At 63.9% G+C, this 14682-nt stretch carries 12 protein-coding genes; 4 read left to right on the top strand and 8 right to left on the bottom strand.

All coding sequences use genetic code 11. The features are described 5' to 3' along the window. Positions 1-85: 85 nt before the first annotated feature. The gene (locus tag WBP07_RS29005) at positions 86-1093 is read right to left on the bottom strand and encodes an NADP-dependent oxidoreductase (protein ID WP_395396696.1); all 1008 of its coding nucleotides are present in this window, start codon (positions 1091-1093) and stop codon (positions 86-88) included. A 213-nt stretch (positions 1094-1306) separates the two neighbouring features. Here WBP07_RS29005 and WBP07_RS29000 point away from each other — a divergent pair, with 213 nt between their 5' ends. Beyond that, entirely contained in the window at positions 1307-3817 is a 2511-nt protein-coding gene (locus WBP07_RS29000; RefSeq protein ID WP_395396695.1) for a TonB-dependent receptor, read from the top strand. A gap of 158 nt (positions 3818-3975) precedes the next feature. After that, complete coding sequence (locus tag WBP07_RS28995) at positions 3976-4266, top strand: hypothetical protein (protein WP_395396694.1); 291 nt, start codon at positions 3976-3978, stop codon at positions 4264-4266. Positions 4267-4293: 27 nt separating this feature from the next. Here WBP07_RS28995 and WBP07_RS28990 read toward each other — a convergent pair whose 3' ends face one another. From WBP07_RS28990 to WBP07_RS28980, 3 genes are read right to left on the bottom strand one after another with little or no spacing between them, the layout of a single operon-like run. Then, complete coding sequence (locus WBP07_RS28990) at positions 4294-4722, bottom strand: nuclear transport factor 2 family protein (protein WP_395396693.1); 429 nt, start codon at positions 4720-4722, stop codon at positions 4294-4296. A 20-nt stretch (positions 4723-4742) separates the two neighbouring features. After that, positions 4743-5093 (bottom strand): Rieske (2Fe-2S) protein, encoded by a 351-nt coding sequence (locus WBP07_RS28985; RefSeq protein ID WP_395396692.1) that lies wholly within the window; start codon positions 5091-5093, stop codon positions 4743-4745. A 4-nt stretch (positions 5094-5097) separates the two neighbouring features. Next, on the bottom strand, positions 5098-6105 hold the full coding sequence (locus WBP07_RS28980; protein ID WP_395396691.1) for an NADP-dependent oxidoreductase: 1008 nt from the start codon (positions 6103-6105) through the stop codon (positions 5098-5100). Between the two features lie 107 nt (positions 6106-6212). On the opposite strand from WBP07_RS28980, the gene WBP07_RS28975 reads away from it, so the two are divergent. After that, the gene (locus tag WBP07_RS28975; protein ID WP_395396690.1) at positions 6213-6629 is read left to right on the top strand and encodes a nuclear transport factor 2 family protein; all 417 of its coding nucleotides are present in this window, start codon (positions 6213-6215) and stop codon (positions 6627-6629) included. Positions 6630-6638: 9 nt separating this feature from the next. On the opposite strand, the gene WBP07_RS28970 is transcribed toward WBP07_RS28975, so the two are convergent. Genes WBP07_RS28970 through WBP07_RS28960 form a run of 3 tightly spaced genes read right to left on the bottom strand, consistent with a single transcriptional unit; the run spans position 6639 to position 10458 of the window. Beyond that, positions 6639-7847: an MFS transporter gene (locus WBP07_RS28970; protein WP_395396689.1), complete on the bottom strand. Its 1209-nt coding sequence runs from the start codon at positions 7845-7847 to the stop codon at positions 6639-6641. Between the two features lie 29 nt (positions 7848-7876). Continuing rightward, the gene (locus WBP07_RS28965; protein WP_395396688.1) at positions 7877-9442 is read right to left on the bottom strand and encodes an alginate export family protein; all 1566 of its coding nucleotides are present in this window, start codon (positions 9440-9442) and stop codon (positions 7877-7879) included. 17 nt (positions 9443-9459) lie between these two features. Then, complete coding sequence (locus tag WBP07_RS28960; RefSeq protein WP_395396687.1) at positions 9460-10458, bottom strand: MBL fold metallo-hydrolase; 999 nt, start codon at positions 10456-10458, stop codon at positions 9460-9462. A 115-nt stretch (positions 10459-10573) separates the two neighbouring features. On the opposite strand from WBP07_RS28960, the gene WBP07_RS28955 reads away from it, so the two are divergent. Then, positions 10574-11290 (top strand): TetR/AcrR family transcriptional regulator, encoded by a 717-nt coding sequence (locus tag WBP07_RS28955; RefSeq protein WP_395396686.1) that lies wholly within the window; start codon positions 10574-10576, stop codon positions 11288-11290. Between the two features lie 154 nt (positions 11291-11444). On the opposite strand, the gene WBP07_RS28950 is transcribed toward WBP07_RS28955, so the two are convergent. After that, entirely contained in the window at positions 11445-14681 is a 3237-nt protein-coding gene (locus WBP07_RS28950; protein ID WP_395398268.1) for a glycoside hydrolase family 2 TIM barrel-domain containing protein, read from the bottom strand. Position 14682 lies beyond the last annotated feature (1 nt).

Raw genomic sequence — 14682 nt, 5'->3', positions numbered from 1 at the left:
AGATAGCGGGGCCCCCGCCTGCGCGGGGGCGACGGGGGTGCTAGACGGCGAAGGATGGCGGGAATAAGTGCCTCAAGGCGGCCGCCTAAAGCCGCACGACAACCTTGCCGATGTTCTTGCCCGTCAGCATCCGCTCATAGGCGGTGAGCACGTTTTCGATCCCCCGCGTCTCGTCGAAACGCACCGTCAGCTTGCCCGCATCCAGCCACGCGCGCAGCTGCGGCAGGAATTCGGCGCCGCGTTCGAGGAAATCGGGAATGAAGAACCCCTCCACCCGCAAACGCCGCATCAGGATCTGGTCGAAACGCGCGGGGCCGGGCATCGGCGCGTCGCTGTCGTAGCCCGCCACCATGCCGCAGATCGCCACGCGCCCGTAATGCGCCATGTTGGGGAGCACCGCGTCGAGGATCGGGCCGCCGACATTGTCGAAGAAGGCATGGATTCCGCCGGGGATCGTCGCCAACCGGGCCTCCACGTCCTCCGCGCGGTAGTCGATTGCCATCTGGACGCCCAGCTCCTCGATCAGCCAGCGGCACTTCTCAGCCCCGCCGGCGATGCCGACCACGTTGGCGCCGAGATTGCGGCCGACCTGACAGGCCAGACTGCCCGTCGCCCCCGCCGCCGCCGAAACCGCCAGCCATTCGCCCGGCTTGACCGCCGCCACTTCCCTGACACCGACATAGGCCGTCCAGGCGTTCATCCCCAATGCGCCGAAATGCTGGCGTGGATCGGAGACGCTCTCGTCCACCGCCTCCAGCCCGGCGAGCGCGGGCACGACCACGGCCTCCTCCGCCCATTGGCCGAAGCCGCGCACCAGGGTGCCCACCGGAAAGACCGAATCGCGGCTCTCGCTGACACGGCCGAGCACCAGGCCGACCATCTTCGCGCCCAGCGGCAGCGGCGGCTGATAGCCATCAGTGCGCGGGCTCATCCACATGCGGGTGCCGGCATCCATCGACAGCCATTCGACCGCGATGCGCACTTCACCCTCCGCCAGCGGCACCGCATCCTCCTCGCAAAGCGTAAGGAAGCGAGCGAAATCCGCATTGCCTTCGGGATGACGGTCCAGGCGCCAGAAACGGTTGCCGGTCAAACTCACTCTCCTGTCTGCTTTTTTTGGCTTGGCCGGCTCTTTGGCCGGGTTCTCTTGGCCCGAACGGGCACCGTCGCCCGTAGGCCCGCCCCCGCCACCTGACCAAACAGATAGGGCTATCCGTTTGCACAGGCCATCGCACCGCCCCCGCAGTTCTACGAAGGAGCCAAGACAAGAAAATACGCGACAAGAAAATTGGTGGGAGGTCCTGACATGCGATTCTCGAAATCCATCCTGCTCACATCGACGGTGCTAACCGTCGCGCTGGGCACCGCTTCGGCTCATGCGCAGGAGGCGCCGCCGGCGGGGTCTCCCGCCCCGGCCCCGTCGCCCGCGCAAGCCGAGGCGACCCATGCCACCGGCGGTATCCAGGAAATCATCGTCACCGCACGCAAACGGCAGGAAACCGCGCAGGACGTGCCGGTGGCGGTCACTGCGATCTCGGCCGAGCAGATCGTTTCGCGCGACATCACCAGCGTGGAAAAGATCGCCGCCATCGCCCCGCAATTCAACGTCGGCCGCGCCTCCAACGGATCGGGCGCGCAGCTTACCCTACGCGGCATCGGCTCCTCCTCCACCTCGATCGGCATCGAACAGTCGGTGGCGGTGGTGGTGGACGGCGCCTATTACGGGCAAGGCCGCGTGATCCAGGAAGGCTTCTTCGATCTGGCCCGCGTGGAAGTGCTGAAGGGCCCGCAGGCGCTGTTCTTCGGCAAGAACGCCACCGCCGGCGTGATCTCCATTACCACCGCCGACCCCACGCCCACCCCGCAGTTCCAGATCAAGGGCGGGTACGAGTTCAAGAGCCAGCAATACCGCGTCGAAGGCTTCGCCTCGATGCCGATCACCGATACTCTGGGCATCCGCATCGCCGCGCGCTATTCGAAGATGGATGGCGGCTATTACCGCAACGTCGCCAACGATGTGACGTTCACGGACATCGATTCCGTCAGCATCCTGGCCGGCGGCAATGGCAATCCCACCTCGCACATCGCCACCCCGGCAGCGCACAAGGCACCGGGAGAAGAAGAGTTCCTGGCGCGCGGCACCCTGAAGTGGGAACCGAGCGACCGGCTTACCGTCAGCCTGAAGGGCAGCGTGGATCTGAACGAGGTCAACAACTCATCCTGGAACTACGTCGCCTATGCCTGCGGCAACGGCGAGACATCGCAATTGAACGGCTACGCCTGTCAGAAGGACTTCGTCACCCACCAGAACAACATGCCGGCCGACATCGCCGCCAACTACCCCTATGCCAAGAAGGACGGTTCGCTCTACAACCGTTACCACTCGGCATCGGGCACGCTGAACGTGACCTACGACGCCGACGAGTTGCAACTTTCCTCCGTCACCAACTACCAGTGGAACAATAACCGCTGGGCCTGCGCCTGCGATTTCCAGTCCAGCGACAGCGGCAGCGGCCCGGGCAGCACCTGGGCGACGGAGAATTCGTCCTGGCGGGCATACAGCCAGGAATTCCGCGCACTGACGCAGTTCAGCGGGCCGTTCAACATGATGGTGGGCGCACTCTACCAGAACACGAAGCGCGATTTCGCGCAGTTCGTGATGACCGGCGGCGTTTCCAATTCCGCCGCGCCCGAAGGCTACGAATATGTCGCCACGGCCAAGAGCAGCTTCACCAAGGGTGAGACGATGGCCGTGTTCGGCCAGCTCACCTACAAGATCGTCCCCACCGTGGAACTGGCGGGCGGCGTGCGCTATTCGGACGAGACCAAGAACAGCTTCTTCACCCAGCCCTACAACAACCCGCTGGTCACCAGCATCTTCCGCGACCAGAACGATCCGGACGGGTTGGGCGAAGTGACCGCGCGCCAACACTTCACCAACTGGTCGCCCGAAGCGACGCTGACCTGGAAGCCCACGCAGGACCTGATGGTCTATGCCGCGTACAAGACGGCGTATAAGTCCGGCGGGTTCTCCAACGGCGGCATCAATTCGAAATTCTCGAACGATCCCACGGCGGACCTTACGTTCGATCCGGAAAAGGCGGAAGGCTACGAACTGGGCTTCAAATCCACCCTGTTCAACCGCCAGCTGCGCTTCAACGTCACGGCCTTCAACTACAAGTACAAGAACCTGCAGGTGGACTTCTTCAACTCGCCCATCTTCGCGTTCCAGACATTGACCGCCGATGCGCGCACCAAGGGGGTAGAGGCCGAATTCCAGTTCGCGCCCAACGGCATTCCCGGCTTCGATCTGCACGGTTCGATCAACTACAACAAGGCCCGCTACACCGATTTCCCGCTGGCCCCGTGCTATGCCGGCCAGACCCCGACGGAAGGCTGCAATCTTGCCGGCAATACCCGGCAGGACCTGACCGGCGCGCCGCTTTCGGTGGCACCGCGCTGGACCGGCAACCTGGGCGTGAACTACGAGATGTCGGTCGGATCCTCGATGAAGCTCGGCATGAATGTCGATGCGCGCTATTCGGACAGCTATCTGGCCTCCGCCTTCGGCAATCCGCTGTCGAAGCAGGACAAGTACGTCACGCTCGACGCCGGCCTGCGCTTCGGCGCGGAGGACGACAACTGGCAGATCGCGCTGATCGGCAAGAACCTGACCAACCAGTTCTACGTCACCGGCGTGGTGGACGGCCCCTCCACCGGCAGCGGCACCGGAACGGCGGCAGGCGTTCATGCCGACCAGCTTGGCTTCGGCACGCTGCCGCGCACCGTCATGGTGGAACTGACGAAGAACTTCTGATCCCCTCCGTACTTGCTCTCTCCTGCAAGGGAAAAGCCCGGTCTCCACGCAAGGAGGCCGGGCTTTTCTTTGGGCATGCGTGGCTCACACTTCGACCAGCTCGACACCCGCAATCAGCCTCTTTGCCACGCCACGCCGCAAGGGTAGTTTGCAGGCCGATGCGACAGGAAGCTGCCTACAACGCGCTGATGCGTGAAGTCTGCGTCGATCGCGGATGGTGCGGCGGTATCGTCGATGGACGTCCGTCGCATGTGGATGATTTCATTCCGGAAAGCGGGCCCGTTTCCGCCGACCAATTTGTCGATTGGCTGTTTCGGGCGGATGGTCTGGATCCCGCAGACGATCCATCGAAATGGCTAAAGCACAGGCGCGGCCTGATGGACGCGTTCCTTCGGCATATGGGAAGCGACGTGGTCGACGCTTCCCTGCTCAAATGGACGTTCGACTGACGACCAGCCCGTGTTTGGAGTTCTGCCCTAACAGCCCTTCGGCGCGTGCTGGCGGTGGATGTTGCGGAACGTACGGCTCTGGAACAGCCACTTGCCGCCGATTTTAGTGCAGGTGTCCTCATAGACGCCCCGGTCGCGCATGGTGACGCCGTCCTTGTCGTAGATTTCAGAGGTGTAGCTGCGCATCGTCGCGCTCGTGCCATTGACCTCGATCGAACCGGGCCAGGCTTCGAACATGATGCCGGGATAGGCCTTCATCGCCTCCATCCACATGGCGACGATGGCCGGGCGGCCCTTCTGCGTGCCGAGTTCAGGATAATCCGGCAGCGACCATTCGGCATCCTCCGCCCAGGTTGCGCCCCAGGCGTCGGCATCACGGCGCGTCACCGCATCGGCATAAGTTTCCAGCAGTTCGCGGATGGCAAGGCGGTCCTCGAAAGGTCCGGTATAGGGCATGGTTCTCTCCCGTTCAGGTATCAGCTTTCGACCGGACGCTCGTGCGGGCCCGGCGGAACGTCGGGTACGGCCACCTCGATCATCCCGCCCACAATGCGCAAGTCGAAGCGGCGCAAATCGGCGTACGTGCCGCCGATGCAGCGGCCGGTGGCCACCTCGAAACGTGCGCCGTGCAGCGGGCACATGATCGCGCCGCGCCGCACTTTGCCGCCCGAAAGCAACGCCGCCTGATGGGTGCAGCGATCGTTGACGGCGCTGAAACCGTCCTCGGTGCGCGCCACCAGTACGCTCCATCCCGCGATCCGCGTGGCCAGCTTGCCGTCCTCAGGGAAATCGGCCTCGGCCACGAGCGGGTGCCAAGTTTCACCCATGATGTCAGATCCGGACAAGAGTCTTGCCTATGGTGCGGCCCGACATCAGTTCGATGAAGGCCTCGGGAAGTTTTTCGAACCCGTCGCGCACATTGGCCAGCGGCTTCAGCTTGCCTTCGGCCACCCAGCCGTCCAGTTCGGCTTGAGCCTGGGCCAGCACATCGGGATAGTCGTACGTGATGAAGCCCTGCATGCGGATGCGGTTGACCACCAATTGCCACAGCGTGGTGACGCCGTGGGGATGGTCCGCATCGTTGTACTGGCCAACCATGCCGCAAACGGCGACGCGGCCGTGCAGGCGCATCAGCGGCAGCACCGCCTCCAGCACTTCTCCGCCAACATTGTCGAAATAGACGTCCACGCCTTCCGGTGCGGCCTTGGCGATCTCCGCCGCGATGTCGGGCGTGGCGCGGTAGTCGATCGCAGCGTCGAAGCCCAATTCGCGGATCACCCGCGCCTTCTCCGGCGATCCGACGATGCCCACGACCTTGCAGCCGCGCGCCTTGGCGATCTGGCCCACCGTCGATCCGGTGGCGCCGGCTGCGGCGCTGACCACTACGGTCTCGCCCGCCTTCGCCTCGCCCACCGCAAACAGGCCGACCCAGGCCGTCAGCCCCACCGGGCCCAAGGCGCCCATGTAGTGATGCAGCTCGGTATCGGGTTGCCGGTGCACCGTCTCCAGTCCCCAGGCATCGCCCGACAGCACGTAGTGGTCCGACCATGTGGCGAAGGCGCGCACGAAAGTGCCCACCGGATAGTCGGCGTGGTTGGAGGCAACCACTTCGCCCAGCGACATGCCGTTGATCGGCGCGCCCAGCGCCACCGGATCGATATAGCTGGGCCGATCGTCCAGGAATCCGCGGATTGCGGGATCGACCGATCCTACCCGCATCGCCACCAGAAACTCGCCCGGCCCCGGCTCGGGGCCCTCCGTCTCCACCAGCTGGAAGTCTTCCGGCACCGGCACCCCTTTAGGCCGCCGCGCCAGCACGATCTGTCTGACCTTTCCCATCCCGGCAGCTTAACCGCGCTTCTGGCGCTGGCACGCTAGTCGAAACGCTAGGTTCGGGACAATCGCGGCTTTGTCAGAGTTGGTGCCGGGAAAAGAGGAGCATCGCTATGACCATGAGTCCCGACCAGATGATCGATTTCGTCGACCGCCTCTATGCCGCCACCGGCGTGGGCGACTGGGACACGGCAGAGCAGATGCTGACCGACGATTTCGTCGCCTATGAGGCGGACGGGCTGCCGATGGCGGGCGAATATCGCGGCAAGAGCGGCCTGCGCGACCTCTACGCCAAAGTCATGGGCCTGTGCGATGTAGTGGCGCTGGACAAGATCGAGACGACGGCTGGCAAGGATCACGCGGTGACCATCCTGTCGCTCCGTTTCGCGGACCCGTCGCTGCCGCCGGCCGAAATCTGCGAGATGTTCCGCTTCCGCGACGGCAAGTGCTGCGCGATCAAGCCCTATTACTACGATCCCGCGCCCTTCGTCGCCGCGAGCAAGGCAAAAGCCGCCGCGTTTCAAGGCTGAGTTTACGGCCTAGAACGACGATGGATGGTGAGCGGCACGGTCGATCCGGCCGTAGGTCCTCTCCAGCCAACTCGAGGCGGCGATCACCACCGGAACGGGCAGCGCCAGGCAAAGCAAGACCGTACCGCTGCGCAGATCCTGCGCCGTGAGATAGCCGATCAACAGGGGGCCACAGGCCGCGCCCAACCTGCCGATACCCAGCGCCCAGCCTAGGCCGGTCGTGCGCACCGGTGGCGGATAAAACAGCGAGGCGGCCGCAATCATGCCCTTCTGGCCGCCGCCGATGCCGATGCCCGCCATGAACGCCGCAGCATGGAACAGGGTGCCGCCCGGCCCGGCAAACGCGCCGAGGCAAAGGATGCCGACCAGGCCGATCCCACTCATTGCCGCCAGCGCACGGAACGGGCCCAGGCGATCGGCCCACCAGATCGCCGGCAAGGCGCCGCAGGCCGTGCCAAGCGTGAACATGCTGGTTGCGGCAACGCCGGTGGCAAAGGCCATCCCCTCCCGCGCCGCAAGCAGCGGCAGCCAGGATTGGAGCGCATAGAACAGACCCAGATCGACCGAGAACATGATCCAGAAAAGCACCGTCCCCGTCCGCAAGCGGGGCGCGAACAGAACCGCAAGCGGGCGCGCCTGTAAGGCTCGCGCCTCGCCTTGCGGCAAAACGATCAGGATCAGCCCCGCCAGAGCCACCCCGAACGGCACCGTGGGCCACCACGGCGCGTGCCAACCCAGCCTTGGCACAAGCGCGCCGCTGGCCAGCCCTGCAACCAGAAAGCCGAATGAAAAGGCGACGTAGATGCCCACGACCTGCGCGCCTTGCCAACGGGCACTGCCATGCTGGCTGGCGACGGAAACCGCGCTCGGCAGCGCCGCTCCGATGGCCAGGCCGGTCAGCACCCGCCCAAGGAAGAGAGCGTCGTAGCCCGGCGCGGCGATACAGATTACCGTCGCCAGCGAGAGCCCCACCATCGCGGCGCTCAGCACGGGGCGTGCTCCCCACCGGTCGGCAAGCGGGGCGATGAGGATATATCCCGGCAGCAGCCCGAAGATGGCGGCGGACAGCAGCGGCCCGACCAGTCGGGCAGGCAGCTGCCAGTCCCGCACCAAACCGGGCATAGAGAAGCTCAGCACCTGGAATGCATAGCCACTGACGAACAGGACCATGGCACAGCACAGGATCATCGCCACGCCGCGCCATCTGCCCTGTGCCACTTGACCGCCCTGCTTCCTCGCCCCGGGCCTCAGAACCGCAGGGTCACCATCGTCTCGACGAACAGGTTATCGCCATAGCCGGCCCGGCGTAAGACCTTTCCGGCATCGACATAGTTCACGAAGCCCGAGAGGGTGACATGCGGATCCAACGTCCAGTTCGCCTTGAGCCTGGCGATATTGGCGACATGCCGCCCGGCGACGTTCTGGGTGCCGGCATAGACCTGCGAATTGCCGCGATAGACGGCATCGTTCTCGTCCGGCCGCCAGTAGAAGCCGGTCTCTCCCGTCAGTTGGAGCTTCTTGGTCACCGGCACGACCAGCGTGGGCGCCACGCCCATCATGTTGACCGCGCCGATATAATTGTCGTCGCTGAACATGACGGTGGCGTTGTAGAGGAAGTTGAACGAGTTCACCTTCCCGCTCGTATCGAACGTGCCCCCGCCAGAGGCATAGTCGGCATGGAAGCCCAGCTTCGGAGCCGACGCGCCCTTGCCCAGCGCGACCGACTGGTTGGTGCTCACCCCCCAGGCATCGACCGTGCGGTTGTCGAAGCGACCATCCTGCTTCATCGCCGTCCAGTCGAAGGCGACCGGCCCCAGATGGCCCCAGAGCCGTGCCCCGTAAGTCTCCCGCCGATCCTTGCCCGACAGGCGGCCCAGCGTGCGATCGTCGTCCTCGAAATGATAGTAGAACGGGTCGAAATAGACCGCGGACTTGGCCTTGGGGCCTCCGCCCGAGACCAGGAAGCTGGAATAGATGCCGCTCAGTTTCTCGCCGTTTCCGATCCTGTCATCCAACCACCCGGTGCCTTGTTCGGTCGGCTCGAAGTAGAAGGCGCTGAAGCGAAAGCGGCTCCAGTCCATGGACAGCCGCGCACCGTTCATCGAGACGCGGATATTAGGATTCTCGCGCGGGCTGATGATGAAACGCGGACCGTCGAAGAATTCCTGCCGCCCCACGGTCATCCGCGCCACGCCCCCCGCGACCGGCGCGCGCACTTCCGCGAAAAGCTGCTGGACGATCAGGTCGTTCTTCTGGATCGGAATGTGCTTGTTCTCATTCTTCCCGAAGATCTGGCCCGACGCCAGTTCGCCGTAGAACCGCACCGCCGGGCCGATCCGAAGGTCGGCACCGATGGTCGTGCGCGAAAGCACTTCCACGCGATCGGTCGTATCGCTCAGCAGCGGGCGGGTGGAAAGGCTGACGCTGCTGCGCTGATCGCCGTTCAGCGTCAGCGAGACATCCCCGTCTCCATCGAGTGGAATGAACTTGAGCGGTGAGGCCCAGTCGCGCTTCGCCTTCGGACTGCGAAGGAAGCGCCAGTCCTCGGCACCGCGCAGCATCATGTAGTTGGGGCCCATCTTCGGCCCCTGTCCATCTGCCTCGGCCGGATAAGGCGATCTCAGCGGATCGCCTGCTGTGCTGGAAAGAGGGGCGGAAGAAGTGGCGGGCTGCGGCGCCGGAGCCACCGTCTGCGCGGAAACGGCCTGCACGTCATCGCCCGCGGCTGCAAAAGCGCAGCCCGGCATGAGCAGTCCGATCGTCACGCATCCGGCAAGACCCCGATCGCGCAGCGGAAAGATCCGGTTGCGCATCGTTGTCCTCTCCACGCTTATCCGAGCGGGATTTCCATGAGATCGCGGCCGACCACGATCTCACCCTTGTAGTGCTTGGCGACTTCCTCACGCCACATGGCGTCGGTGATCCAGTCCATGTCACCCGGTACGAAGTGGCTGAGCACCAGCTTCTTCGCCCGCGCGCGCGTGGCAATCTGGCCGACCTGCTCTGCCGTGGTGTGGCTTTCGATAAGATGGTTGCGGAAGGCCGGGGTGCCGTTCGCCTTCTGGACGAGACGGTCGACGCCGGGAACGTAGAGCACTTCGTGGACCAGCACGTCGACATCGCGTGCGAAGTCCGCCAGCGCCGGATTGTAGGCGGTATCGCCCGAATAGACCACGCTGCCGTAAGGCGTCTCGAACCGATAGGCGAGGTTCTCGATCGGCGGATGCGGCGTGGTGAAGGCAGTCACTTTCACGCCGCCTTCGGCCATGACCGGCCCCTGCTTGGCCGCGAAATCGTGCGCGCGCAGCAGCGTGGAGGGATCTACCTTGCCCTCGTCGGCCATGCGGGTGGCGATATCCATGCGGTTGAGCCGCCAGAAGTCGGCCGCCATCGCCTCGATCCCCACCGGGCCATAGGCATCCACCGGCGTGCGCAGCGCGCCCGCCGCCCACATGTTGTAGACGAGGTTGCCGAATTCCAGCTCATGGTCCGAATGCATGTGCGAGATAAAGATCGCGCGGATATCGGCCAGATTAAGCCCGGCCTTCACGATCTGCGCGGTCACCCCCATGCCGGTATCGATGACGTAGACCTTGCCGTCCACCACCAGCGCATTGGCCGGATTGGAACGGGTACCGCCCACACGCGGGCCGCCCTTCGTGCCCAGCAGTACCAGCTTTGCGCCTTTCGCTCCGGCGGGCTTGGCCACGATGGACTGCGCCAGAAGCGACTGGGCAGAACCTGCCAGCAGACCGCCAGCGGCAGTCGTCATCGCTGCCTGCAGCAATGTGCGGCGATTGAGCGCGGGAATGCGCGACGCGGAAAACATGGGAACTCCTCTCAACCACTCGAATCCAGCCCTGGCCGGGCTTGTTGGGCTCTGCCTAACACCCGCTTTCCCCCCTCGTCAATACGAATGCGAATCTCATTCTGTTTTTATAGCGATGGACAAGGGTCGCTCCATCGGCGATGCCCGGTTCATGACGGAGGCGAGCCTGACCATAAATATCGAGGACGACCTTGCCCGTGTGGGCGTGATGCCCGCGCAGCAATCCCGCAGCCGTACGCTGCGCGATAGGCTGATCCAGGAATCGTTGGAAATTGCGCGTAAGGTGCCGTTCGACGATGTCAGTATCATCGATATCTGCGCCGCCGCGCAGTGTTCGACCGGCGCCTTCTATTCGAGGTTTCCGGACAAAATTACGCTCTTCAAGGCAGTAATGGTCTTCGCCGCCGCAGAATCCGGGCCACTTTTGGAAAACATAGTCCGCGATGAGGCTTTCGAGGACATCCTGCCGAAACTGGTGAGCGCGCAAGTTGACCGATATTTAAGCCAGCAGACGTTTTTCCGTTCTGCATTCAAGGTCAGCCTTGATAGCGAACAAGCGTGGGAGCCCTTTCGGCGCAACTCTCAAAATCTCGCCAGCGCGTATATCGACCGCGTCCTTGCCGCTCCGGAGATAGATCAAACCGGCGTGAACGAGGAACGCATTCGCTTCGCTTTCCAGATCATGTACGGCGTCCTCAACAATACTTTGAGCAATCGCCCCGGCCCCTTCTTTCTTGAAAGCCGTGAATTTTCGCAATTACTGAAAGAATCGTTGGTGGCTACTATGAATCTTCCGATAAGGGGAAGCGGGGCCGGCTCGTCCGCTCCATAGATATCCAAGGCTGGCCGAAAACGGTCAGTCGCCGCCATCCGCCCGGCGCAGGATGTCCGACCGGTCATTCATCCTGCGCCAGATTACGCCTGTCCTGAACACGCCAATGGCTGTCGCTACGCTTGCATGGACGGACCCATTTCTGTCGACCGCATCATTCGCCCTCCGTATCGGCGGCAGGCTTCGCCTTGTCTGGCGCGGTCCCTGCACCATCGAAAGCACTGATGCGGAACGTGAAGCGGGTGGATTCCAGACGGGTGCGGTATTGGGGCATGGGCTTGCCAAATTCGCTCCACTGCGTGTCGCCGCCGACGCCCCATTGCGCGCCGTCGATCAGCAGAGTGCCATGGTCGTGCGGCCGGATGTCGGTGGACTTCCACGTGCCGGGCGCGTGCCGGTCAAGATCCTCGTAAGGGAAGGCCAGCGCGTTCGCCATCAGCGGCTCAGCCCCTTCCACGCGCAGGCCCCTGCCCGCACCCGACACCTCGATCCAGCGCACGTCCACCTTGTTACCCGTCTCCTGCGGCCGGATGTAGTCGTGGTTCTGCCCCGCCAAGGGCCCGCGCCAGAGGCCGATCGGTGCCGATGTCTTGCGGTCGACATAGCTTTCGTGCGGCCCGCGTCCGTACCATTCGACCGTGTCCAGATCGGTTGGCAAGCTGAATTCCAGGCCCACGCGGAAAGGTGGCGGCAGCCGGGAATTGAGCGGCGTGAGTTCGCCCGAAACCGCGACGGCACCATCACCCTCCATCCGGTAACCAAGCACGAAGCGTGCGTCGTCCTTGCCTAGATCGTACGTAACCGCAATCTCGCGCGCGCCGCCATCGACAGAGCGCGTCGTGACATTTGCCACCTTGCGTTCGTGGCTCAAAGTCTTCCACACGGCCAGCTGGCGCTCGGTTCCGATGCCAATGTCGTTGTCCGTCACCGCGCGCCAGAAATTGGGCGTGCCTCCTGACGCCAGCGTCTGGCCGTTGCGGGCGTAGGACTTGAGCAACCCGGTCTTGCGGTCCACCTTCAAGCTGGCACCGCCTGCCGAGAGTTCGATCACTCCGCCCGTTTCCGAAGTCGATACCGGCCCTGTGACGGCTGGCGCCACACCTGGCACCACTGGGCGTGCCCCCGGATCGAGCGCGAACTGCTCCCAGCCGATCACTTGCCCATCCTCTACCGCCGGTACAATGCCCGCCTTGGCGTGGGCGCGAACCGTCACGAAATACTCCGCCCCGGCGCGGCGCGGGAACGTCCCGATCGGCAGCGTCAGCGTGCCCGCCTGATGAGCGGCCACGTTTGGAGCCGGCAGCACGCCTTGCGCCACCGTGATTCCGTTCTCCAGCAATTCCCAGTCGAACGTAAAGCCGGAAAGATCGACGAAATCGTGCCGGTTGCGCACGGTGACCCGGCCCGTTGCCGGATCGAATCCGTCGAACTGGATCGGCGCATAGACCTTGCGCACTTCGAACAGCGCCGGATTCGGGGTACGGTCCGATTGCAGCAGCCCGTCACCGAATTCGATATCGCCGCCCGGATTGGGACCATATTCGCCGCCATCGCCCCAATATCGGCGTCCATCCTTGGTATATCGGTACATTGACTGATCTACCCAGTCCCACACGAAACCGCCCTGCAACTTGTCTGGATAAGCGTAGATCGTATCCCAGTATTCCTTCAGATTACCGCCCGAATTTCCCATCATGTGGGCATATTCACACTGGATCATCGGCTGTTTGAAGTTCCAATTGGTGGCATAGTCGACCAGCTTCGCCACCGGATCGTACATCGGCGCATAGATGTCCGCGTACCAGTTGGGGCGATGGTCGCTGATTCCATCCCACGTGCCCCAGCCCAGATAGCTGACCAACCGATCCGGATCGCGCGCCTTCACTGCAGCGGCGGCAGCGGCAAAGTTCGGGCCGATGCCCGCCTCGTTCCCCAACGACCAGAAGATCACCGAGGGATGGTTCTTGTCCCGCTCCACCATGTTCACCGCGCGGCTGACATGCGCGTCCTTCCACGCCGGATCGAAGCCGAGCTGGAATTCGGCCCGCCGTTCCGGATGCTTGTTGGCATAGTCCATGTAGGCATGGCTCTCCAGGTTCGCCTCGTCCATGACATAGAGGCCATAGCGGTCGGCAAGCTCGTAGAGGCGCGGGTCGTTGGGATAGTGCGATGTGCGGATCGCATTGATATTGTTCCGCTTCATCAACTGGATGTCGCGCTCCATCGTTTCCAGCGAAACGACGTGGAAGGTTTCCGGATCGTGCTCGTGCCGATTGACGCCGCGAATGGTGATCGGCTTGCCGTTCACGGTGACAAGGCCATTTCGGATCGCGACGTTGCGGAAGCCGACGCGCGCATAGGTCGATTGGATGATCCCGCCCTTGGCATCGTAGAGTTCGACCAGCAGGAAATAAAGGTTGGGCGTTTCCGCCGTCCACGGCTTCACCCCCGGCAGGCGGCCGGTGAGCGTGATGGTACGTTCGGCATTCCCGGCCGACACCGGTTGCCTCCCTTCCAGAACCGCGCGGTCGCCGTCCATCAGCACATAGCGTGCGCTCGTCACCGCCCCGGGCGTGACCGCGACGTCGATCGCCAGCGCGCCGGTGGTAAAGCCCTCGTCGAGCCCGGCGTGGACGAAGAAGTCGCGAATGCGCGTCTTCGGCGCCGCCATCAGGAACACCTCGCGCTCGATGCCCGACACGCGCCAGAAATCCTGATCTTCGAGGTAGGACCCGTCCGACCAGCGGAACACCTGGATGGCCACCGTGTTGCGGCCAGGACGGACGAAGCGCGTCACATCGAATTCGGACGGCAGCTTGCTGTCTTCCGAATAGCCGACCTTCTGGCCGTTCACCCAGACATAGTAGGCCGATCCCGCCGCGCCGATGTGCAGGATCACGTCCTGCCCGCTCCACCCCGCCGGCACGTCAACGTCGCGGCGGTAGGAACCGACCGGATTGGTCGCATGCGGGATCAGCGGACGGTTGGCGGGGAAGGGATAGGTGATGTTGTTGTAGCGCGGCTGGTCGAACCCTTCGGCCTGCCAGTCGGCGGGGACCTTGATCGATTTCCAGGCCGACACGTCATATTCGGGCTTTTCGAAGCCCGCCGGCAGCGCATCGGCACTGGGGGAGAGCGCGAACTTCCACTCGCCATTCAGCAGCAGGAACCGTGACGAGTGCGTGCGATGGCCGGCAATGGCACGTTCTCGGCTTTCGAACGGAAACCCGGTCGCGCGGGGCGGCAGCTTGCCGATCGCGTTGACCGCCGGATTCTCCCAGTCCGGACGAGTCGGATCGACCTGCACCGGCTGCACTTGCGGCGGCTGGGCCTGCGCCAAGGTTGCAGTCGCAAATCCGATACCGGCTGCCGCCGCGCGCCATTTCCCCATG

Source organism: Novosphingobium oxfordense, assembly GCF_044029435.1.
GTDB lineage: Bacteria > Pseudomonadota > Alphaproteobacteria > Sphingomonadales > Sphingomonadaceae > Novosphingobium.
The sequence above is the reverse complement of the archived record's forward strand: the minus strand, read 5'-3'. Positions and strand labels throughout refer to the sequence as shown.